This window comes from Shimia sp. (assembly GCF_049116215.1).
GTDB lineage: Bacteria > Pseudomonadota > Alphaproteobacteria > Rhodobacterales > Rhodobacteraceae > Shimia.
The window spans coordinates 258,722-280,782 of sequence record NZ_JAGDZB010000001.1; the positions used below are offsets into that span (position 1 = coordinate 258,722).

The following is a 22,061-nucleotide window of genomic DNA, read 5'->3' on the forward strand; positions in this document are numbered from 1 at the left end:
TACTCTCCTTATACAGAGATCTGGACGTCCACGCCGGCCGCCAGATCGAGCTTCATCAGCGCGTCTACGGTCTGCGGGGTCGGATCTACGATGTCGAGAAGACGCTTGTGCGTACGGATCTCGAACTGATCGCGGGATTTTTTGTCTACGTGTGGACCACGCAGAACGGTGAACTTCTCAATCTTGTTGGGAAGTGGGATCGGGCCACGAACCTGCGCGCCGGTGCGCTTTGCAGTGTTCACGATTTCCTGTGTGCTGGCATCCAGGACACGGTAATCAAAAGCCTTCAGCCGAATGCGAATGTTTTGACTTTGCATTTCGTCAGCCTTGTATAGGCGTTGGAGTTGAGAGGAGGATCCGCGACCACCGCAAACCCTCATCGAACCCAAAAGGCGGGAATCACCCCGCCTCAAGATTCCAGTAAGGAACCAGCGCCCTTTACAGTCGTTTTTTTAGGCTGGCAAGCGTTTTGGCATCTTAAGCGCATATTGGGGTCGTCTAGCCCGCTTCCCGCAACCCATTAAACCTCCCCCTTAATACGTGAACGGGATCTGTGTTGGCACAAGCATTCGGCGTGGGCTAGGGTTTTAAACATTACGCAACTTGGTCAGTGACCCGCCTGCTACGGAGACCGAAATGGCCACATTTCTGGCAATCTTCTTTGTCCTGCTCGAAGTCACCGCCGTGATCATGGCTTGGCGCGCCATTCAACATTCACGCACGTCTCAAGGCGCTGTTGGCTGGGCAATCTTTTTGATCGCTGCACCCTATATTTCGGTGCCCGCATATGCGTTTCTTGGCCACCACAAGTTTGCCCACTATGTCACCGGCCGGCGGGACAGCGAAGAAGTGATTGAGCGCATAAAGGAGGTTCGAGAAGCCCTTCGGCCCCAAACTACCCCAGCATTCCCAACAAAGGCCCTAGAGGCGATCTCTGACCTTCCCGTCACACGCGGCAACGCAATGGAGTTGCTCATTGACGGAGAAGAGACTTTTGACGCGATCTTTGCCGCCATTGATGCGGCAGAAACATATGTCCTGGTACAATTTTATATCATTCACGACGACGGTCTGGGTAGGGGCTTGCAACGACACTTGGTAGCCGCAGCCCAGCGCGGTGTGACGGTACGGGTGCTCTACGATCCGGTTGGCAGCCATAGATTGCGTCATGACTATCGGCAAACCTTGCGGGACGCGGGCGTTGAGATCGTCGAGCCTTCCCAAATGCGCGTGCCCAAAAACCGGTTTCAGCTCAACTTTCGCAACCACCGTAAAACTGTCGTTGTTGACGGGACGACAGCTTTCACTGGCGGGCTCAATGTTGGGGACGAGTATCTGGGGCGCAGCCCAAGGTTCGGTGCCTGGCGGGACACACATGTTCGCCTCAAGGGACCAGTGGTGAGCCAGCTTCAATTGATCTTTGCCGAAGACTGGCACTGGACCACTGATGAGAACCTGCTTCCCACTCTCAACTGGCAAAGCGGGATGGCAGAAGAAGACATGCCAGGGCTTATCGTGCCAACCGGGCCGGGTGACACTCAGGAAACCGGCGCCCTGTTCTTCTTCTCCGCTTTGGCCAACGCAAAAGAACGCGTTTGGATTGCATCCCCTTACTTTGTGCCAGACATGGATATCCTCACTGCAATCAAGCATGCGGCACTCAAGGGGGTGGATGTTCGGATCCTTGTGCCCGACAACATCGACCACAAAGTTGTTTGGTTGGCAGCATTTGCGTATTTTGATGAGGTCCGGGAGGCAGGCGCACAAATCTGGCGTTACACCGACGGCTTCATGCATCAAAAAGCCGTTTTGGTGGATGACAGTCTCGCCGCTGTTGGCACCACAAATATGGACACGCGATCTTTCATTCTGAACTTCGAAACCATGGCGGTTGTGTTTGACTCACGCGCGGCAGACGATCTCGAAGACATGTTCAAAACCGACTTTGCCCGATCATTCCGTTTGGACAAACCTCTGTCAGAACAGCCTCTAGCCATCCGCATAGGCGCGCCAATCACACGCCTTTTTTCTCCTTTGTTGTGATCCCTTTTACACTGGCGTTAGCCACTGCAGACAGATCAAAACGCTCTGCGGGGAAATACCTGGCCAATCGGGCATCCGCCGATCGCGCATGTCCTTCCATCCCCTCCAATCGAGAAATTCGAGCTGTGGCCTGCGCAACGGCTTTAGACCCATCGCGGGTGGCACGCTACCAAGTGACAACTCTCATGTACTTATGTACAGAGAGACCTCCGGTGTAACGCGCGGCGCGGGAAGTTGGCAGAACGTGATTGGTTCCAGCAGCTTTGTCCCCATAAGCCACGGTGGTTTCCTCCCCAAGAAAAGAGACCCATACACTGTCAGCCGCTACAACCACCAATCTGGGTCGGCGGCCTGTACCGATAGGTGCTCCGGCGCATACTCGCCTGAGGTGGCGGCCATTTCGTCTCGATTATTACATAATATGATCTCAGCATAGTCACGCCATGCCGCTTCGGCGTTCTTCCGGTTCAACTCCGGCAGTTCTGCAATCAAGTTTGGCACTGCGGCAAGCACGCCTCGCGCCAAAGTCCGGCAGTTTGTGACTAACCAAACCGGGGAGTTGTACCCATGTTCTGCTTGGCTCACCAAATCCGTCGCAACAATAAAGGGATCAGCGGTTTCATCTGCCAAAATCAAACTATCGGTCGGGCCAGCTACCATATCAATACCGACCCGCCCGAACAGCTGACGCTTCGCCTGTGCAACATATTGGTTACCCGGCCCCACCAGGATGTGCGCCTTGGGCAGACCAAACAGACCAAAGGTCATGGACGCGATGGCCTGCACGCCCCCCATAGCAAGAATCCTATCCGCGCCACTCACAAGCGCCGAATAGAGGATGGCGGGCGCGACGCCGGTTTCCGGATGTGGCGGAGAACACGCGGTGATGGGCTGGCAGCCGGCGACTTTGGCGGTGGTGACTGTCATGATTGCGCTGGAGAAATGGCTGTAGCGGCCACCAGGAATGTAACAGCCAGCGGCATCCACTGGGATAGACTTTTGGCCGGTGACAAACCCCGGCTGGAGTTCGGCCTCAAAATCTTGCACCGTGGCCTTTTGCAATTCGGCAAAACGGCGGACGTTGTCATGGGCAAAATTGATGTCGTCCTTCAGCTTCTGCGGCACCTGCGCAACGGCCTGCGCAATGATCTCTTACGTCACGCGCGTTGGCCCAGCGTACCGGTCGAACTTGGACGTATAGGCCGGCGCCTCCGCATCTCCCCCGCGTTCTATATCGGCCAAGATGGTTACCGCGCTCACCTTGAAGGCACGGACGGAGGTCACCCATGTCACAAGCGAGGGACTGCTGGACGAGTTGGCGCAGATTGCGCGCGACGGCTTTGCCCTGGACCGTGAAGAGTTCATGACAGGCATGGTTGCCATTGCAGTGCCCGTGAACGACGCGCGGGGCCGGTTTATTGCGGCGCTGGCCTATCATGGGCCTACACCGCGCATGACCATAACCGATTCCATCGCACAAGTCGGGTTCCTAAAAGAGTCCGCCCGGCGGCTTGGCGACGCATTGTTTGACGCAAACGTCCCCTCCTAAAACGGACCGGTGGCACTGAGAAACACTTCGTTTCCCCGTTTCCAGGACAAAAACGATCCCACCAAAACCTCAACATTGTCCGGCCTCTGCCCTCTTCCTGCCCGATTTCACCGGCATATCTTGTCTCCAAGGAAGACATTAGAGGATCAAAACATGGATCGCCTGACCGAAATGGAAGCATTCGCCACTGTGGTGGATCAGGGTGGATTTACAGATGCCGCACGCAAGATGGGCATCTCCAAATCTGCCGTTTCCAAACATGTGTCCTCGCTTGAGGCCCGCTTGGGCGCACGTTTGCTCAACCGCACGACACGCCGCGTGTCTCCAACGGAAATTGGCCTCGCCTACTACGACCGTGCCCGCCGCGTTCTCAACGACGCGGGTGAAGCAGACGCGCTGGTCACATCCATGCAATCCGCCCCGTCTGGGTTGCTGCGCATCTCAGTGGCAACGGATTTTGGCGTGAACCACCTGTCGCCGGTTTTAGGCGATTTCTTGAGCGAGTTCCCAGACATCACCGTAAATATGGTGCTGAACAACCGCTATGTGGAGTTGATTTCTGAAGGCTTTGACATGGCCATTCGCATTGGCGAGCTGGAAGATAGCACTCTGCGGGCCCGCAAGCTGACCGAGACCACCAAACGTATGATTGCCTCTCCAGCGTATTTTGAGAAATACGGCCGCCCGGAGAAGATTGACGATCTGAACCACCATAAACTGCTGCATTACTCGAGCCAATCCAACGGCGCGGTGTGGAAGCTGACCGCCCCATCCGGTGAGAAGCGCCAGGTGCGCACGGCAGGCTGGCTGTCGGTGAATGATGGGCAATCCTTGCTGAACGCCGCGCAAGCAGGCCTTGGCATCGCTTACCTGCCAAGCTTCCTCTATGCCGACGCGCTGGAGCAGGGTTTGGTGGAAGAAGCCATTCCTGACCTGCCAGTGGAGACACAAGGCATCTATGCGGTTTACCCGCCCGGACGGTTCACACAGCCGAAGGTCCGCGCCTTCATCGACTTCCTGGTGCACGCCTTTGCTGAAAAAGGCCCCACCGATTGGTGAGTTTCGAATTTTCCCCTGGCTTTCTATGAGAAAGCACCTTGGCCCGGCAAATTTGTCCGGGCCTTCTTTTTTGCGGATAGCAAAAAGGGCGCCGGTGGCGCCCCTTCAAATGCTCTATGACACTGCTTCAGAGCGATGCCGCAAGGCGGGTACCTTGATTGATCGCACGTTTGGCGTCCAATTCGGCGGCAACATCTGCACCACCGATCACGTGACACGACACACCTTCAGCCTCCAAGGCATCGGCGAGGCTGCGATCGCTTAGTTGACCGGCACAGATCACCACATTGTCGACATCCAAGACACGCGGGCTTTCACGGGTCACTCCAAAAGAGATGTGCAGTCCATCGTCGTCGATCTTCTCGTAGTTCACACCGCCAAGCATCTCGACGTTTTTCATTTTCAACGCAGCGCGGTGGATCCAGCCAGTTGTCTTACCCAAGCCTTTGCCTAGTGCTTTGGCCTTGCGTTGCATCAACGTCACTTGGCGTGCAGGCGCGTGTGGTTGTGGCCCCTCTGGAGCAAGGCCACCACGGTGCTCTGCGGGGTCAGACACACCCCATTCTTCCATCCACTCTGGCAGGTTTTCGGTCAAACTTTCGCCTTCGTGCACAAGAAACTCCGAGACATCAAATCCAATGCCGCCTGCTCCAATCACGGCAACCTTTTCTCCAACCGGCTTCTTGTCACGCACCACATCGAGGTAGGACAGCACTTCAGGACGATCCTGCCCCGGAATACCGGGATCACGGGGAAGGATGCCTGTGGCGATGATGACGTCATCGAAGCCAGCCAAAGTGTTGGCGGTGGCTTCGGTGTTGAGCTGCACCTCGATGTCGAGCTCCGCCACCATGGCTTCGTACCAATCTACCAAGCCCCAGAATTCTTCTTTACCTGGGATTTGCTTGGCGACATTTAGCTGACCGCCAAGCTTGTCGGCGCGATCAATCAAAGTGACCTTGTGGCCGCGCTGTGCTGCTGTCATAGCAGCGGAAAGACCCGCTGGCCCCGCACCAACAACCGCAATTTTCTTTGCAATTTCAACGGTTGGGATGGCCAGTTCGGTTTCATGGCAGGCGCGTGGGTTCACCAGGCAAGACGTGAGCTTGCCGCCAAAGGTGTGGTCGAGACAGGCTTGGTTGCAGCCGATACATGGGGCGATTTGGTTTGCATTGCCGTTGGCAGCTTTGTTCACAAAGTCAGCGTCCGCCAAAAAAGGGCGTGCCATTGAAACCATGTCGGCGCAACCTTCGGCCAGCACCTCTTCGGCCACGTCTGGCGTGTTGATGCGGTTGGAAGTGATCACCGGGATACCGACCTTGCCCATCAGCTTTTTTGTCACCCAGGCAAAGGCGCGGCGCGGGACTGACGTGGCGATGGTGGGAATGCGGGCTTCGTGCCAACCGATGCCGGTGTTGATGATGGTGGCACCGGCTTTTTCGACCTCTTGCGCCAGTTGCACCACCTCTTCATGGGTGGATCCATTGGGCACTAGATCAATCATCGAGAGGCGGTAGATGATGATGAAGTCCTCGCCCACAGCCTCGCGGCAGCGGCGCACCACTTCGATGGGCAGGCGGATGCGGTTTTCATAAGAGCCGCCCCAGCGGTCCGTGCGTTTGTTCACGTGGGTGACAATGAACTGATTGAGGAAGTAGCCTTCCGAGCCCATGATCTCTACGCCGTCGTATCCGGCCTCGTGGGCGCGAACTGTGGCAGTGACAAAGTCTTGAATTTGTTTTTCAATTCCCTCTTCGTCCAATTCTTTTGGTGGGAACGGTGAGATGGGTGATTTGACTGCTGAGGAAGACACACACTCCGGTCCATAGGCATAGCGGCCAGCGTGCAAAATCTGCATGGCAATCTTGCCACCACCTTCGTGGACACGGTCGGTGACGATTTTGTGATTGGCAATGTCTTCGTCGGTGAAGAGACCGGCTGCACCGGGAAACACGCCGCCTTCGCGGGAGGGGGCCATGCCGCCGGTGACAATCAAAGCCACGCCGCCGCGGGCGCGTTCGCCGTAGAATTCGGCCACACGATTCCAGTCTTTGGTTTCCTCAAGACCAGTGTGCATGGAGCCCATAAGGACGCGGTTTTTCAAGGTGGTAAAGCCCAGGTCAAGCGGGGCGAGCATGTGCGGATATTGGGTCATAGGTGCCTCCAAAGGTGCCTCCTCAGTTGAGTTGACCAAAACGTAAAGCAGAGCTTTTGTCACGCCCGACGCGGCGTCAAACCAGCTTGGCGGACCACGTGCCGTTGCGTCGGTTTTGGCCGACTAACCTTCCTTTTTGACATCGGTATTACGTCGGTATCTCGACTGTTTTGCGGTGGTGCGGGTGCTTGTGTCCCGACCATGTCTTACCACAAGGTGCGCAGCCGTTACGGCCCATGTCAGATGTCCGAAAACCCGCCGCCTCGTCCTTTGCCCGCCGCAAAGCGCGCCGCCCCTTTTTGGCCCTCGGCCGCGAAGGCCTCAAACGACGCCCATTCCCGACGCAATGCACCGGCCAGTTCGGCGCCGGTTGGCCGGGCAGACAGAAAGTCCGCTCGTAGACACGCTTGCGGAAAACGCGTCAGGCTTTCAGCCAAGATCAAAGCCTCTTCCATCGCGTGACCTTCGGGACAGAGGCGATCCACCAAGCCGATGTGAAAGGCCTCCTCTCCGGACACAGGACGCCCTGTCAAAATGAGATCGTTTGCACGGCCTTGGCCAAGGATGCGTGGCAGGCGCACCGTGCCGCCGTCAATCAGGGGCACACCCCAACGCCGACAGAACACCCCAAACACCGAAGACCTCGACGCCACACGCATGTCACACGCATGTCACACCAAGCGGCCAGTTCTAACCCGCCCGCCACGGCGTGGCCTTCCACCGCGGCAATCACGGGCTTGGACAACATCAGACGTGAAGGGCCCATCGGGCCCAGAATGGGCTGGGCCTGCGCGTTTTGCCAGCTGTCCGCGATTGCCACGGTGTTTTGCCAGTTGTCGCCGAGATCGCCCGCAGCGGCTTTCAAGTCAAACCCGGCGCAGAAAACCGTTTGGCCGCCGGTCAGGATTGCCACGTCAACGGACATATCCGTTTCAAACGCCACAAAGGCCTCAAACAACGCATGGGCGGTTTGGGGATCTACCGCATTGCGCACCTCTGGCCGGGTGATGCTCACGATGCGCACCCGACCTCTTGTCTGAACCAAAACTGTCATAGGGTACCTCCGCCTCCACTCTCTCCGCAGAGCGGAAACAGGCAAGAAAAACGCCGCGTCGCTTGACCCACCCAGCTGCAACAGCCTATGCCGCCCCTATGGAACAGCTTGAAGAAAAAATCGCCCACCTGACACGCACCGTCGATGAGTTGAGTGACGTTGTCGCCCGCCAGGACACCGAAATTGCGCTTTTGACCCGGCGTGTCCAGATGTTGATGGAACGGGAAGCCGGCCGTGAGAAAGACGGCGGCGGCGGGGTTGTGATGGGCGACGAACGACCACCGCATTATTGACGCATTGTGGCGGGCGCGAAGTCACATGAGGGGCGCTGCCCCTGCCACATCTGCGATGTGCCCACCCCGGGATATTTTTGGCCAAATGAAGCCGAGAGCAGTTCCCTCCCCATAGCGGCTGAGATAGCTTGTCGAGATGACAAACGCGCCTCGATTCATCCACCTCCGCACCCACACCGAATACTCTCTGCTTGAAGGGGCGGTGCGCTGTAAAAAGCTGCCCGGCATGTGTGCCGATATGGGCATGCCAGCGGTGGCGATCACCGACACCAACAGCTTGTTTGCGGCGTTGGAATTTTCCGTGACCGCTCAAGGCGCGGGCATTCAGCCGATTGTTGGCTGTCAAGTTGACATGCAGATGCCGCATGACGACCCATCCGGCCGTACACTCCCGCCAAAACCGGCCCCAATTGTGCTGCTGTCGCAGCGTGAAGAAGGTTATGAGAACCTGATGAAACTGTCGTCTTGTCTTTATGTGGACAACGGCGGGCAGGTGCCACAGGTGACGCTGGACGAGCTGGCGGAGCGCTCCGCCGGATTGATCTGTTTGACCGGCGGGCCGGACGGGCCGATGGGGCGGATGATGCGGGACGGGCAGCACGACGCTGCGCAAGCGATGATGACACGCCTTAAAGAGATTTTTGGTGACCGGCTGTATGTGGAATTGCAACGCCACCCTGGCGAAAACGGCTTGCCCGAAGCGGAACGGCGCACCGAGCGTGGGTTTATTGAAATGGCTTATGCCATGGATCTGCCAGTGGTGGCGACCAATGACGTCTACTTCCCAACCACGGATATGTATGAGGCGCATGATGCGCTGATCTGTATTTCCGAGGGCGCCTATGTCGATCAGCAGGACGGGCGGCGCCGCCTGACACCGCAACATTACTTCAAATCGCAAGAAGAGATGATCACGCTGTTTGCGGATCTGCCGGAGGCGATTGAGAACACGGTTGAGATTGCCAAGCGCTGCGCCTTTGCCACCTATTTGCGCGATCCCATCCTGCCGAAGTTTGCCGATGACGAGGTGGCCGAACTGCGCCGGATTGCCAACGAGGGTCTGCAGGCGCGTCTTGCCGTGATCCCGCACGCCTGCTCAGTGGAAGAATATCAGGAGCGGTTGGATTTTGAGCTCGGCATCATTGAGGGCATGGGGTTCCCTGGCTACTTCCTTATCGTTGCCGACTTTATCCAATGGGGCAAAGACAATGGCATTCCGGTGGGACCGGGACGGGGGTCCGGGGCGGGCTCGCTGGTGGCTTATGCGCTGACCATCACCGACTTGGATCCGCTGCGCTATTCCCTGCTATTTGAGCGCTTCCTCAACCCGGAACGGGTGTCGATGCCTGACTTTGACATCGACTTTTGCATGGATCGCCGGGAAGAGGTGATCAAATTTGTGCAGCAAAAATACGGCCGCGATAAGGTGGGGCAGATCATCACCTTTGGCGCGCTCCTGTCCAAAGCTGCCGTGCGTGACATCGGCCGGGTGTTGCAGATGCCATATGGCCAAGTGGACCGACTTTCAAAGCTGATCCCTGTGGAAGGCGTGAAGCCGATGTCGATTGCGGATTCTTTGAAAGAAGAACCGCGATTGCGTGAGGAAGCCAAGAACGAAGAGGTCGTGGACCGGCTACTGACCTACGGCCAGCAAGTTGAGGGATTGTTGCGGAACGCATCGACCCACGCGGCGGGGGTTGTGATTGGCGACCGGCCACTGGACGCGTTGGTGCCGCTCTATCAGGATCCACGTTCCGACATGCCCGCAACCCAGTTCAACATGAAATGGGTGGAACAGGCGGGGCTGGTGAAGTTTGACTTCTTGGGCCTGAAAACCCTGACCGTCATTCAGAACGCGATTGAGCAGATCCACAGCTCAGACCGCCCATTGCATGTCGCGGCGGATGGCACCCAGCTGTATGAGCCAGCAGAAGGGGCGGAGAACCAGATCAACGCCATTCCACTGGATGATGAGCCAACCTATAAGCTGTATTCAGCGGCCAAAACTGTGGCGGTGTTCCAGGTGGAATCCACCGGCATGATGGACGCGCTGAAGCGTATGAAGCCCAACTGTATCGAGGATATTGTTGCGCTTGTGGCGCTCTATCGTCCGGGTCCAATGGAGAACATTCCGACCTATTGTGAGGTCAAGAACGGGCTCAAGGAAATCGAGTCTGTGCACCCGTTGATCGACCACATTCTGGAAGAGACCCAGGGCATCATCGTGTATCAGGAACAGGTGATGCAGATTGCGCAGGTCATGGCGGGTTACTCGCTTGGCGGCGCGGACCTGTTGCGCCGGGCGATGGGTAAGAAGATCAAAGAGGCGATGGACGCTGAGCGTCCGAAGTTTGAAAAAGGCGCGGCAGAAAACGGGGTGCCAGCGAAGAAAGCCAGCGAGGTGTTTGACCTTCTGGAGAAGTTTGCGAACTACGGCTTTAACAAATCGCACGCGGCAGCCTATGCGGTGGTGAGTTACCAGACCGCGTGGCTGAAGGCGAACCATCCTGTGGAGTTCATGGCCGGTGTGATGAACTGCGATATTCACCTGACAGACAAGCTGGCGGTGTACTTCGAAGAGGTGAAAAAGGCACTGAAGTTGCCCTATGTGCCACCCTGCGTGAACCGCTCGGATGCGACATTTAAAGTGGTCGATGGCGCGCTGGTCTATGCGCTGGGGGCGTTGAAGAACGTTGGCCTGGAAGCGATGAGGCTGGTGACGGATGGGCGCAAGGTGGATGGCGTGGACAAGCCGTTTGCGACGCTGTTTGATATGGCACGGCGGGTGGATCTGAAAAAGGTTGGCAAGCGGCCTTTGGAAATGCTGGCGCGGTCCGGGGCATTTGATCAGCTGGACGGAAACCGGCGGCGGGTGATGGAGAGCCTGGATGGGCTGGTGAACTACTCCGCAGCAATCCATGAGCAGAAGAGCTCCAATCAGGTGTCGCTGTTTGGCGAAGCCGGGGATGACTTGCCGGAGCCGCGGCTATCACCGGCAGGGGATTGGTTGCAGGCGGAGCGGCTGGATGAGGAAGCGAAGGCGATTGGCTTCTTCCTGTCGGGTCACCCACTTGAAGACTTCATGGCACCGCTCAAACGTAAGAACGTGATGACGCTGGATGAGCTGACCGACAAGGCGCGGGGTGGGCCGTGTATTGCCAAGCTGGCCGGGCGGGTGTCCGGGCGGCAGGAGCGGAAGTCGGCGCGGGGCAACCGTTTTGCTTTTGCGCAACTCAGCGACCCAACGGGGGCGTATGAGGTCACGATCTTCTCTGACACGTTGGAGAAATGCCGCGAGCATCTGGAGACCGGCTCCAAGGTGGTGGTGACCGTGAAGGCGGAGATGGAGAGTGATCAGCTGAAGCTGCTGGCGCAGAGCATGACGCCGGTGGAGACCATTGTTGCGGATGCAGGCAACTCGGGGCTGAAGATCTACTTGGATGACGCCAGCGCGGTCGGGCCGGTGGCCAATATCCTTGAGGGCGCAAAAGAGACCATGAAGAACATGCCCAAAGGGCCGATCTGGTTCTGCCTGACCAACATGGAACTGCCCGGCGAGGTGGAGATTGATGCGGGGGCTGGCTTCCCGGTGAACCCGCAGATCAAAAGCGCGCTGAAGTCTGTCGACGGCGTGATGGCGGTGGAAGAAATCTAGGGACGGGGCGGCACAAGACCGCCCTGCCCGTTTGCCTTAGGCCGATTTGGTCAGCTGCAGGAAGACGTCTTCCAAATCCGCCTGCTCGGTTTTCACATCGGCAATGGCAATGCCTGCTGCGCGGACCGCGCCAAGCACATCTTCGGCAGAGGTGTCGCGCGCCTGATAGGTCAGGGCAATCCGGCCGTCGCCGCGACGGGTGACGTCGATGCCGGGCGCGGATGGCAATGTCTTCACCGGCGCAACCGGATCAATCACCATACATTTACTGTCCACCTGCCCCAGCAGGTTTGAGGTGCTGTCGCGCGCAACCACTTCGCCGTGGTTGATGATGGCGATCTCATCACACATCTCCTCCGCCTCTTCGAGGTAATGGGTGGTCAGGATCACAGTCAGGCCGCGTTCCTCATTCAGGCGGCGAATGTTGGACCACAGCATCTGACGCAGTTCGATATCCACGCCTGCGGTGGGCTCATCCAGCACCAGCACCTGCGGGTGATGCACAAGCGCTTTGCCAAGCAGCAGACGGCGACGCATCCCACCAGAAAGCGTGCGGGCGTAGGACTCGGCTTTGTCGGACAGGCCCACCATGCGCAGGATTTCGTCGCTTTGGCGCTGATGTTTGGGCACGCCATAGAGGCCAGCTTGCACCTCCAGCGCGGCGCGGGGCGTAAAAAACGGGTCAAGGTTCAGCTCTTGTGGCATTACGCCAATGGCCGCGCGGGATTGGCGCGGGTTTTCGTCCTGATCAAACCCCCAGATTTCCACCGTGCCAGCCGATTTGGTCACCAAACCGGCCATGATGTTGATCATGGTGGATTTGCCCGCGCCATTGGGGCCAAGCAGGCCAAAAATCTTGCCCGCGGGCACGGTCAGATCGACACCTTTGAGGGCCTGTTTGGCCGGCGCGCCGCGGCCGCCCTTGTAGGTCTTTTGCAACCCTCGGATTTCAATCGCGTTGTTGGTCATGGCCACTCTTGCTCCCCGCTGCGCAATGCCTATTATTCGCCCTAACCAATGCGGATGTGAAGCTCAACCACAGCCGACACAAAACACCGCCATCGGAGCGAGGCCTCCGAAGCTATGAAGGACATCGCAGATGACAATTGAAGCCCCAGAAACCAAGATTGTGGACAGCTACCGTGTGTCTTGTGACGGCGGTGAGGGTGGTCACCCACGTGTGTACCTGCAAATCCCCAACGAACACGGTTGGGTGGAATGTCCGTACTGCGATTGCAAGTTCATCCATGAGGATTTCAAAGACAAGGTGGCGTGAGGGCTGCTTGGGATTTGAGAGACTTGGAAGGCCGTCCGGTGGGGCGGTCTTTTTTGTTGGGTTTTGATTGCGGTGGCAGCGGACGGCAGGTTTGAGGCCTCTTTAACGCTGGTCTTCACGTCAGCAATATCTGCTGCGCCCGAAATCTCTAGCCCCCCCTTTGTATCGCGAATGCGATGTCATGTTTTGGTTAGTGAACTTTTTGACGTTGCAGACCGTGCTTCGTATTCCCAAATCAAAGAGTGGCTAAGAAACGTATTGAATCGCCAAGAATGTCAGAGCCATCCCCGCAAATAGCCCCACAGGGAAGCCTTTCGGGGGCACCGCCCACCCCGACGCAGCTCCTTTCATAACTGTGCGAAAGAACCAAATCGGCGTAATGATGACCCAGAGAACGGAAACCACAGCAATCGGCACCCCGAGTATCCCAGGCGCAGGTCCGTCTTTTATCGATTGCGGAGCCATATCACTGATGGCTTGCAAGTTTGCAAAAGCAAAACCGATCACAAGCGACAAGACAAACCCCTTTAGTGCACCACCCCAACTGAAACAGCCTAAGTCGTTGGAAGGTTTCTTTGGGCTAGGTATTTCTTGCGTTTTCGATTGCAGCCGTTTTATCCGAGCTTGAAACGCATCATTCGACATCCGGTTTTTCTTTCTTCAGACCAGTTGTTTGCCCTGAACCTATAGTTGAACAAGGATAATGAACAGCTCGTAATAGCTGCAGCTTTCGATTTGCAGAGTATTGTGGAAGGGCACGGCAACTCGACCTTTTAGGTAACAGCGGCCGACTGCAAATTTGCCCGCAAAGGCATCCTTCATCTCCGCCATGGGGAGGGCGCATCGCGTCTCACCTCGGTTCGGGCGTCCCATAATCTGACTATGGTGTGGTGTTCGCGACGTCCCGCATTGCAGACGGGCCTCTACCCCCGCGCATACCCGCGTTTTTGGGCACCGTCGCGGTACTGATCTGCCGCCAAAGACGCGTCACGCAGGTTGCTGAAGATACGCACCATGCTGCGGCCTTTGCCGCCGGCGACGCCCCATTCGCGCAGGACGGAAACCTCTTCAAACAGGTTCATGGCGATTTCCACGCGGTAGAAGCGGGGACGGGTGCGTTTGGCAGGTTTGTACAGGATGCAGATGGCCATGGGATCAGCCTATTGCAGCGGCGAATCGGGTGCAATGGTCTTGTGGGCGGGCGACTCGGCGTCAGCCACTAGCCGCCGGACAGGAGCACGGCCTCAACCCGACGATTCAGGGTGCGACCGGCCTCGGTGAGGTTGGTGGCAATGGGGGCGAGGTAGCCGGCGCCCTGGGCTTCGACCTGCGCTTTGGGCACGCCGTGAGTGTTGATCAGCCGGGTGCGCACGGCGGCAGCGCGTTTTTGCGAGAGGCTGGTGTTGGCCGCCAGAGAGCCTTTGCTGTCGGTGTGCCCCACAAGGGCGATGCGGCGGTTGGGATCGGCTTTGAGGTACTCTGCCAAGGCAGCGAGCGTTGCGAACTCGGTGTCAGCCAATCTGGAGGCGCCGGTCTCAAAGGACAGATCGCTGAGCACCACATGGCCGGATTGGTCCAAAGTTTTGGCGATGTCGGTGGCGGTTTCAGGTGGGGTTACAGGGGTGGTCACCTCCGGCGCGGCGGTGGGCTGCGGCTGCTCATCCTGTTTGGGCGGGTCAGGCGGCGCGCTGGCTTCGGTGGGTTCTGGGGCCGGTACGCTGTCTGGCCGGATGTCGTAGATCTGCACCATACCGGCTTGGGCGGTGCGGCTCACCAAGGCGGCGACAGCTTCGGGGCCAGCATCTGTTTCGCGGCGGGCAGAGAGGTAGAAATAGTCAGACAGGTCGACAAACATCTGCGGCGGCAAGAGTACATCGATGCCAAAGCGGAAGTCGAACCCGCCACAGCCTGCGGCGTCACAGGACAGGATCAGGTCGTATCCGTCATCCAGCAGCTGGGCGGCGAGGTCGGCGTTGACGCTGCCGGTGCCCGGGAACCCGCTGGAAAAGCGCCAGCTGCGCTTGCGCAACGTACCTGCCACGGGAATGGTCGGCACGGTGCCATCGGTGGCGGGCGCAAGGGCGAGGGACAACACGCTTTGCGGCTGAATGCCCTCCCCCAAAAGCTGCCCTGGCGTTTCAAAACGCGGCTCAAAGGCCCAGCTGGCAGCTGGGCACAGCAGGAGCCAGGTTATGAGCGTGCCGGTTTTCATCGCGCGAGTGCGTGGTACTCTGCGTTGGGCTGCATGGCGGTAGCGGAGGCGACGCGGTTGGACATGTTGTAAAAGCCAGCCACATTGGCGATGTCCCAGATGTCTTGATCGGTGAAGCCGACATCACGCAGGCCTTGTCGGTCACTCTCTTCGATGGTCGCCGAGGCAATGGTCATCTTCTCGGCGAAGGCCAGCATAGCGTATTGGCGGGCATCGAGATCGGCCACGCGCCAGTTCATCACCATCATCTCGCCCAGCGCCGGATCACCGGAGAGTTGGCGCACGGCAGCGCCATGGGCGACGAGGCAGTAGAAACATTTGTTGATCGCGCTGACCACCACCGCGATCATCTCGCGCTCCAATTTGGAGAGGCCGCTGTCGCCGAGCATGAGGTCGTTGTAGAGCGCGGTGAAAGCGTTCAACTTGTCGGCGTGGATGGCGTAGGCCTTGAGCACATTGGGCACCATACCAAGTTTTTCCTGGCAGATCTCAAAGTAGCGCTGTGTCTCCGGCGGAAGCGGGTCCATCATTGGAATGTTAAGCGCGGTTGGTTTGGTTGTATCTGCCACGTTGGCCTCCCTTAAGCGGTGGGTTTGCACCGGTAGTGGTACTCTCCCACAACGGTCATACCGAGGGAAGAGTACAGCCGATTTGCCGCTGCGTTCGATGTGACACAAATGACCGACAGGTGCGTGCCCCCGTTCTCCAGCGTCCAGAAAGCGGCGCGCTGCATGAGAAAGCGGGCGACGCCTTGACGGCGTTGAAATGGCAAGATTTCCAGCGCGTGCACCATGCCGATGCCGTTGTGCAGGCCAAGGAACGATGCGCCTGCGGGCTTGTCCTGCCAGCGGGACACAAAGCCGGTTTTGGGCATGGGTGCGCGGTCCATGACTTTCAGGCGCGCAAGATCCATGCCCCCTTCGGCCCAGATTTCTTTCATGATCTGAAGCGGCTCCCATGCCGGGATGGCGGCGGTGCGCGGCGGGCGTTCGGTTGCGAGCTCCTTCGCCGGGATGACGTACATGGTCACCGGGTCAACTATCTCATAGCCGCGCGCGTCGAGCGCTGCGTCCAGCACCATGTCACCTTCGCGGATTTGAAAGAGCGGTTGTTGGTTGAGGCCGCGCATGCCGGTCTCAGCCGCGGCGATGTCGTCCAGCACAAGGTCGCCGTTTAGCGTGGCGGCAGAGACCCGTTTGCCACCGCCCTGACCGTCGCGCAGGGTGAAACATCCGCAACTATGGGTCGCGGCGGCAGGCCAGGTGCCGTCTATCACATCATAGAGGGTTTGCGCCGTGATCTTAGAGGTCATGCGAAGAGGCCGGAGAGTTTGGTGATCGCCGCATCAATCCGCGCACCGTCGGTGCCACGAATGACGATGTTGGAGCCGTAAGCCCCGTTGCGCTGATAGGGGTAAGAACCGATGGAGAGGTCGGAGAACTCGGTTGCGAGATCTGCCAATGGGCCCGCGATGTCGCCTTCGCCACGCTCAATCCGCAAGGTTTGGCTCAGCAGCGGTGCTCCGCCGGTTAGGGTTGGCAGAACACTGGCCACCATGGCTTGGAACACAGACGGCACGCCTGCCATGACGTAGACATTTTCCAGGCGGAAGCCCGGCGCAACAGAGACGGGGTTGTCGATCAGCGTGGCATCGTCAGGGATACGGGCCATGCGCTTGCGGGCGTCGTTGAACTCTTGGCCTGCGTTATCATAGTGCGCCTGCAACAGCGCGGCGGCGTCGGCGCGGACGTCGATATGTTTGCCAAAGGCCTCGGCAATGCAGTCTGCAGTGATGTCGTCATGCGTCGGACCAATGCCACCCGAGGTGAAGACGTGTTCATAGGCCTCAGACAGCTGCTTCACCGCCGCGACAATCGCCGGAGCGTTATCAGAGACCACACGCGCCTCGGTCAGGTCAATGCCATGTTTGGTCAATTCCCCAGCCAAGAAATGCATGTTGGCATCGCGGGTGCGGCCAGAAAGAATTTCGTCGCCAATCACCAGCATGGCTGCGGTTGGGTTTGCCATGGTCTCATGTCCTTGTCAGTCACTCACCGCAGGTATAGGCCTGTGACATGCGCTTTCAAACCCCTCTCGTTCCCGCCGTGCTACTTCGCCGCTACAAACGGTTTCTCGCTGATGTTCGCCTAGAAGATGGGCGCGAGGTGACCGCGCATTGTGCCAACCCCGGCTCGATGATGGGGCTGAAGGATGAAGGCATCAAAATCTGGCTGGAACCCAACGATGATCCCAAGAAGAAGCTGAAATACGGCTGGCGGTTGGTGGAGCACGAGAACGGGCATTTCACTGGGGTCGATACCTCGGTGCCCAACCGCGCTTTGAAAGCCGCGTTGTTGGCGCATGAAATCCCGGAGTTGGCGGACTACGAAACTGTACGGCCGGAGGTGAAATACGGCAGCAACAGCCGGATTGATTTCCTGCTGTCTGGCGAAGGCCGCAAGGACCTCTATCTGGAAGTGAAGTCGGTGACGTTGAGCCGCGAAGCGGGCGTTTCGGAGTTTCCTGACAGTGTGACGGCGCGGGGCGCGAAGCACCTCGAAGAGCTGATGGCGATGATCGCCGAAGGTCATGACGCGATGATGCTCTATCTGGTGCAGCGCACCGATGCAGCGCGGGTCACATTGGCACCGGATATTGACCCGACCTATGCCGAGACTTTTCAGCGGGCGCGGGCAGCTGGCGTCAAAGTGCTGGCTTATGGCTGTGACATTTCCCCAACGGAGATCACAATTGGTCGCCCCCTGCCCTTTTCCTTTGACGGTGCGTGACAGAAGGTGGCGTGCCTAAGCCCTAGAAGTTTTAAGAAATTGCGCCTACATAGCCGCAAACCATACGTGACGGAGCACTCCACATGATCGGCAAACGCCGCAAAACACGCGACAGCATCGACCTCTATTCGCCAGAGGATCATGCCGGCATGCACAAGGCTGGGGCCTTGGCGTCGCAGATTCTGGACGACATTGCAGAGCACGTGTTTCCAGGCCAGACCACTGCGGAGCTGGACAGGCTGATCGAGGCGCAGGTTGATGCGGCAGGCGCAACCTCCGCGACCATTGGCTATCGCGGCTACGAACATGCGAGCTGTATCAGCGTGAACCACGTAGTGTGTCACGGCATCCCTGGCAGCCCGATCCCGAAGTGGAACAAAGAGACAAGCGCGCGCAAAGAAGACCCGATGCGCGATGACGACAAGCTGCGGGATGGGGATATTCTGAACATCGATGTGACCGTCGTGGTCGACGGCTGGTACGGCGACACCAGCCGGATGTATGTGGCGGGCAAGCCCAAGGGGTTTGCCAAGAAGCTCATTCAGGTGACTCATGATGCGCTAATGCTGGGCATTGAGGCGGTGAAGCCGGGCAACACTTTTGGCGACATCGGCAACGCGATCCAGACTTATGCGGAACGCCAGCGCATGTCGGTTGTGCGCGATTTCTGTGGCCACGGCTTGGGTCGGGTATTTCACTCACCGCCCAACGTGCTGCACTATGGCCGCGCCGGCAGCGGGCCAGTGCTGGAAGAAGGCATGTTCTTCACCATCGAGCCGATGCTGAACATGGGCCGTCCGGAAACCAAAGTGTTGGCGGATGACTGGACCGCGGTGACACGCGACAAATCCCTGTCGGCGCAGTTTGAGCATTCCGTGGGTGTGACCGCAGATGGTGTGGATATTTTCACCCTGTCCAAAGCGGGCCTGTACCACCCAACCTGGAAATAACTTTCCGCCCCAAAAACAAAGTCCTCAGCCCGAAAAGGGCCGAGGACAGGTGCCAGGGCACGGGAGCGCCCTGGTTTGGGAAATGAGTGGTGGTTTTGCCGCTTTACGCGACGCCCGTGATCATTGAGACAATCTCATTTTTGTCGGTGGATTTGGTGTCGCGCACGCCAATTTGCTTGCCGCGCCGCAACACGCAGATGCGGTCAGACAGGCGGAACACCTGATCCAGACTGTGGCTGATTATGAGAATGGCGAGGTCTTTGGCCTTGAGCTGTTCGATCAACGCCTCCACCCGCGCAGTTTCCGCCACACCAAGCGCCGCTGTGGGTTCATCCAAAAGCACCAGTTTGCTGGCCCAATGGGTGGCGCGGGCAATGGCGATGCCTTGGCGTTGACCGCCGGAAAGGTCGCTGATGGTGGAGCTGGCCGAGGGGATGCGCACGTCAAGCTCATCCACAAGTTCCTGCGTTTCCTGGCGCATGCGGGCCTTGTCCAGCAGGTTTAACGGACCTTTGGTCAGCTCACGCCCCAAGAACATGTTCATGTAGACCGGTTGTTGATCCGCCAGCGCAAGATCCTGATAGACCACCTCGATGCCATTGGCGCGGGCCGCAGAAGCGTCGCGGATGTCCGCGGCTTCGCCATCCAGAAGGATTTCACCAGATGTGGGCGTGTAAACACCCGAGATGATCTTGATCAGGGTCGACTTACCTGCCCCGTTGTCGCCCACCAGCGCAACCACCTCACCCGCTTTCAGGTTCAGGGAGAAGTCTTCGATGGCCACCACGCCGCCAAAGGCCTTGTGGATGTTGGTGAGGGAAAGTACTTCCTGGTTACTCATGCGGAATACCCCTCGTGGCGGTCGACGGGCTGGCCGAAGATGTTTTCGATGCTGGTGGCTTTGGGCGAGCCAGACGCGACGCCGGAGACCCCGACGGCATTGGCGCGGGTGACAAAACTTTGGCCTCGGAAACCAAACACGACGGTGTCGCCGGTGTTGGGCACGGGACGGTCTTTGGTGTTGATCATGCCGTAGTAGTCGATGGCTTTGTACTCCGGGATGTCGACTTGATAGAGAGCTTCCAGAGCAGAAGTCGGACTATCCGAAACCAACGCATGCACGTCGTAGTCCGGGAACACCGGGTCAATGTAGAGGCCACCACCAAAGCAGTAGGCTTCGTCTTTGTGTTGGTGAGACACTTCGCTGAGATACAGCACGGCGGGGCCTTCGGGCAGATCCCGGACAGCATGCAGAGGCGTGGTGCCATGCAGCGCGTTGCCGGGTTCCACCTGTGTGGCGCCGGCCTCAGCCAAAGCGGGCAAGAGCGCCATAGAGTTGGTGCCCGGAGCGTTGACTTCGATGTCGCTGCGGCCTGCGTCCGCCAGTTCTTTGAGCGCTTTGCTTAGCGTGGCGAGGTTTTGGGTGGGTTTCACCGAATTGCTGTCGAGATCAAAAAGCAAGGCCGGGAAGGTGGTGATACCGGCAAAGCGCGCGCCGTCGAGCGCGTCGATCTGATCGGCAATTTTCACAATGTCTTCGGCAGCAAAGCCGCCTTCGTGGCCGCGATAGAAGTTGTCGCCTCCGGTCTGGATCCGTGCGAGGATGTTTTGCACGCGACCTGCCTCTGCCGCTGCTTTGGCGGCCTCGCGGGCTTTGTCCATGGTGAAGACGGTCCAGTAGTCGGGCTTCAGATATGCGGCGGCATAGCCTGCGTCCCGTTGAGGCACCTGCACCAGATGGCCCAGGTGGCCGGTGCGCAGACCGGCGCGGTGACAGGCAATAGCGCAGTCCATGTCGACCGCGACTGAGCGATCAATACCACCACGCATCACGGCGGCGCAGAAGCCGGAGTGACGGCTGACCTGCTTGGTCATGGCAAAGGTCTTGAGGCCGTATTTGGCGGCTTCGTCAGAAAACAGCCGTGCGTTGGTTTCGACTTGGTCGAGATCGATCACATAGGAGTTGGGCGGGATCTCACCGGCTTGATGCAAGGCCATAGCGGCCTCGATGAAGCGCGGGTTTCGGTCAATCAGTGTTTTCAGGAACATGAGGTGTCCTTTCTTAGCGCGACGTGTCGCGGAGCGAGACGGCAACGGCGATCAGGATGATCAGGCCACGCACAATCATCTGGTCGGAGACTTTGAGGTTCATCAGGATCAACCCGTTGTTGAGCATGCCCATCAGGAGCGATCCAAGAAGCGCGCCCACAACGGAGCCCTTGCCGCCATTGAGTGCAGTGCCGCCCACAATCACGGCAGCGATCACGGTCATCAGATCACTTTCGCCAAGGGTATATTTTGCGGCCTGAAGGCGACCGGCATAGAGCAGACCAGCCAGACCGGCACAGCCGCCGCAGATCATCAAAACATATAGTCGCACACGGGCAACTTTGATGCCGGACACCTGCGCGGCGCGCGGGTTATCCCCTGTTGCCAGCACATGCGCACCAAAGCGGGTGTGGCGGTAGATGAGATGCCCGACGCCAACACCGAGAATGGTCCAGATCACCAAAGAGGGCACCGAGAACAGCTTGCCGGAACCAAACAGGCCGGTGAACGTGTCGTTCATGACCGGCACGGAACGCAGGTTTGTCATGGAGCGGGCAATGCCTGCAAACAGTCCCATGGTGGCCAGGGTAACAAGGAACGAGGGCAGTTTGAGATAAGCCACCAAGACGCCGTTGAAGGCGCCAATTGCAACGCCGACGCCCAAGCCGACCAACACACCAACCGGCATGGGGAAGCTTTGCAAGGCCACAGCGCAGGAGAGCGCGGAAACCGCCACAATAGAGCCGAAACTGAGGTCAATTTCGCCAGCGGAGAGCGCAAAGACCAAGCCCACAGCCATGATGGTGGCAGGCGCGGTTTGCAGCACGATGTTGGTCAAATTGCGTTGGGTCAGGAACCCATCGTCATAGAGAGTCACTGCAAAAAACAGGAAGATGGCCAGGAAGCCAAAGTAGACAACCGCTTGTTGGAAATCCAATCCTTGCAGTCGAGAAGAGACGCGAGTCATATCGATCTTT

General features: G+C 58.4%; 22 protein-coding genes and 1 pseudogene. 8 read left to right on the forward strand and 15 right to left on the reverse strand.

The window, feature by feature from the left end:
- Positions 1 to 8 precede the first annotated feature (8 nt).
- Positions 9 to 317, reverse strand: coding sequence for a 30S ribosomal protein S10 (gene rpsJ, locus JXR15_RS01285; protein WP_044028221.1), 309 nt, complete (start codon positions 315 to 317; stop codon positions 9 to 11).
- Between the two features lie 319 nt (positions 318 to 636).
- Between rpsJ and cls the strand changes: the two genes are divergently transcribed.
- On the forward strand, positions 637 to 2,043 hold the full coding sequence (gene cls / locus JXR15_RS01290; protein WP_422051439.1) for a cardiolipin synthase: 1,407 nt from the start codon (positions 637 to 639) through the stop codon (positions 2,041 to 2,043).
- Here cls and hisD read toward each other — a convergent pair.
- Positions 2,015 to 3,288, reverse strand: a pseudogene (hisD, locus tag JXR15_RS01295) (histidinol dehydrogenase); the annotation flags it as partial. The gene cls and the pseudogene hisD sit on opposite strands and share 29 nt — an antisense overlap.
- On the opposite strand from hisD, the gene JXR15_RS01300 reads away from it, so the two are divergent.
- Entirely contained in the window at positions 3,287 to 3,592 is a 306-nt protein-coding gene (locus JXR15_RS01300) for an IclR family transcriptional regulator domain-containing protein (protein WP_422051440.1), read from the forward strand. The pseudogene hisD and the gene JXR15_RS01300 sit on opposite strands and share 2 nt — an antisense overlap.
- Before the next feature lie 153 nt (positions 3,593 to 3,745).
- The gene (locus JXR15_RS01305; protein WP_299423790.1) at positions 3,746 to 4,651 is read left to right on the forward strand and encodes a LysR family transcriptional regulator; all 906 of its coding nucleotides are present in this window, start codon (positions 3,746 to 3,748) and stop codon (positions 4,649 to 4,651) included.
- A gap of 127 nt (positions 4,652 to 4,778) precedes the next feature.
- On the opposite strand, the gene JXR15_RS01310 is transcribed toward JXR15_RS01305, so the two are convergent.
- From JXR15_RS01310 to JXR15_RS01320, 3 genes are all read right to left on the reverse strand, one after another.
- Positions 4,779 to 6,806 carry an FAD-dependent oxidoreductase gene (locus JXR15_RS01310; protein WP_422051441.1) on the reverse strand — a complete coding sequence of 676 codons (2,028 nt, stop codon included), beginning with the start codon at positions 6,804 to 6,806 and terminating at the stop codon, positions 4,779 to 4,781.
- A gap of 239 nt (positions 6,807 to 7,045) precedes the next feature.
- Positions 7,046 to 7,411 carry an enoyl-CoA hydratase-related protein gene (locus JXR15_RS01315; RefSeq protein ID WP_422051442.1) on the reverse strand — a complete coding sequence of 122 codons (366 nt, stop codon included), beginning with the start codon at positions 7,409 to 7,411 and terminating at the stop codon, positions 7,046 to 7,048.
- Complete coding sequence (locus tag JXR15_RS01320; protein WP_422051443.1) at positions 7,402 to 7,860, reverse strand: enoyl-CoA hydratase-related protein; 459 nt, start codon at positions 7,858 to 7,860, stop codon at positions 7,402 to 7,404. The genes JXR15_RS01315 and JXR15_RS01320 overlap by 10 nt, the downstream gene beginning before the upstream one ends.
- Before the next feature lie 98 nt (positions 7,861 to 7,958).
- On the opposite strand from JXR15_RS01320, the gene JXR15_RS01325 reads away from it, so the two are divergent.
- Both JXR15_RS01325 and dnaE read left to right on the forward strand, forming a co-directional pair.
- Positions 7,959 to 8,153, forward strand: a complete 195-nt coding sequence (locus JXR15_RS01325) for a SlyX family protein (RefSeq protein WP_299423783.1) — start codon at positions 7,959 to 7,961, stop codon at positions 8,151 to 8,153.
- A gap of 136 nt (positions 8,154 to 8,289) precedes the next feature.
- On the forward strand, positions 8,290 to 11,808 hold the full coding sequence (gene dnaE, locus JXR15_RS01330) for a DNA polymerase III subunit alpha (protein WP_422051444.1): 3,519 nt from the start codon (positions 8,290 to 8,292) through the stop codon (positions 11,806 to 11,808).
- A 36-nt stretch (positions 11,809 to 11,844) separates the two neighbouring features.
- On the opposite strand, the gene JXR15_RS01335 is transcribed toward dnaE, so the two are convergent.
- Positions 11,845 to 12,777, reverse strand: a complete 933-nt coding sequence (locus JXR15_RS01335) for an ABC transporter ATP-binding protein (RefSeq protein ID WP_422051445.1) — start codon at positions 12,775 to 12,777, stop codon at positions 11,845 to 11,847.
- Positions 12,778 to 12,907: 130 nt separating this feature from the next.
- Here JXR15_RS01335 and JXR15_RS01340 point away from each other — a divergent pair, with 130 nt between their 5' ends.
- Positions 12,908 to 13,084 carry a zinc-finger domain-containing protein gene (locus JXR15_RS01340; protein WP_164644421.1) on the forward strand — a complete coding sequence of 59 codons (177 nt, stop codon included), beginning with the start codon at positions 12,908 to 12,910 and terminating at the stop codon, positions 13,082 to 13,084.
- A gap of 246 nt (positions 13,085 to 13,330) precedes the next feature.
- Here JXR15_RS01340 and JXR15_RS01345 read toward each other — a convergent pair whose 3' ends face one another.
- The 6 genes from JXR15_RS01345 to JXR15_RS01370 all read right to left on the reverse strand — a co-directional run bounded on the left by JXR15_RS01345 (position 13,331) and on the right by JXR15_RS01370 (position 17,324).
- On the reverse strand, positions 13,331 to 13,729 hold the full coding sequence (locus JXR15_RS01345; RefSeq protein ID WP_422051446.1) for a hypothetical protein: 399 nt from the start codon (positions 13,727 to 13,729) through the stop codon (positions 13,331 to 13,333).
- Positions 13,730 to 14,007: 278 nt separating this feature from the next.
- Positions 14,008 to 14,235 (reverse strand): WGR domain-containing protein, encoded by a 228-nt coding sequence (locus JXR15_RS01350; protein ID WP_164644418.1) that lies wholly within the window; start codon positions 14,233 to 14,235, stop codon positions 14,008 to 14,010.
- Positions 14,236 to 14,303: 68 nt separating this feature from the next.
- Positions 14,304 to 15,296, reverse strand: coding sequence for an OmpA family protein (locus JXR15_RS01355; protein WP_422051447.1), 993 nt, complete (start codon positions 15,294 to 15,296; stop codon positions 14,304 to 14,306).
- A complete protein-coding gene (locus JXR15_RS01360; RefSeq protein WP_422051448.1) occupies positions 15,293 to 15,865 on the reverse strand; it encodes a peroxidase-related enzyme in 573 nt (190 codons plus the stop codon). The genes JXR15_RS01355 and JXR15_RS01360 overlap by 4 nt, the downstream gene beginning before the upstream one ends.
- An 11-nt stretch (positions 15,866 to 15,876) precedes the next feature.
- A complete protein-coding gene (locus tag JXR15_RS01365) occupies positions 15,877 to 16,608 on the reverse strand; it encodes a GNAT family N-acetyltransferase (RefSeq protein WP_422051449.1) in 732 nt (243 codons plus the stop codon).
- Positions 16,605 to 17,324: a competence/damage-inducible protein A gene (locus tag JXR15_RS01370; protein ID WP_422051450.1), complete on the reverse strand. Its 720-nt coding sequence runs from the start codon at positions 17,322 to 17,324 to the stop codon at positions 16,605 to 16,607. Before JXR15_RS01370 ends, JXR15_RS01365 begins: the two co-directional genes overlap by 4 nt.
- A 47-nt stretch (positions 17,325 to 17,371) precedes the next feature.
- Here JXR15_RS01370 and sfsA point away from each other — a divergent pair, with 47 nt between their 5' ends.
- The gene (gene sfsA, locus JXR15_RS01375; protein ID WP_422051451.1) at positions 17,372 to 18,085 is read left to right on the forward strand and encodes a DNA/RNA nuclease SfsA; all 714 of its coding nucleotides are present in this window, start codon (positions 17,372 to 17,374) and stop codon (positions 18,083 to 18,085) included.
- An 83-nt stretch (positions 18,086 to 18,168) separates the two neighbouring features.
- Positions 18,169 to 19,035: a type I methionyl aminopeptidase gene (gene map, locus JXR15_RS01380; RefSeq protein WP_422051452.1), complete on the forward strand. Its 867-nt coding sequence runs from the start codon at positions 18,169 to 18,171 to the stop codon at positions 19,033 to 19,035.
- A 103-nt stretch (positions 19,036 to 19,138) separates the two neighbouring features.
- On the opposite strand, the gene JXR15_RS01385 is transcribed toward map, so the two are convergent.
- Genes JXR15_RS01385 through JXR15_RS01395 form a run of 3 tightly spaced genes read right to left on the reverse strand, consistent with a single transcriptional unit; the run spans position 19,139 to position 22,051 of the window.
- The gene (locus JXR15_RS01385; RefSeq protein ID WP_422051453.1) at positions 19,139 to 19,876 is read right to left on the reverse strand and encodes an ATP-binding cassette domain-containing protein; all 738 of its coding nucleotides are present in this window, start codon (positions 19,874 to 19,876) and stop codon (positions 19,139 to 19,141) included.
- Positions 19,873 to 21,084, reverse strand: a complete 1,212-nt coding sequence (locus JXR15_RS01390; RefSeq protein WP_422051454.1) for an alanine racemase — start codon at positions 21,082 to 21,084, stop codon at positions 19,873 to 19,875. The genes JXR15_RS01385 and JXR15_RS01390 overlap by 4 nt, the downstream gene beginning before the upstream one ends.
- Positions 21,085 to 21,097: 13 nt before the next feature.
- Positions 21,098 to 22,051 (reverse strand): ABC transporter permease, encoded by a 954-nt coding sequence (locus tag JXR15_RS01395; protein ID WP_422051455.1) that lies wholly within the window; start codon positions 22,049 to 22,051, stop codon positions 21,098 to 21,100.
- Between the last annotated feature and the right edge of the window lie 10 nt (positions 22,052 to 22,061).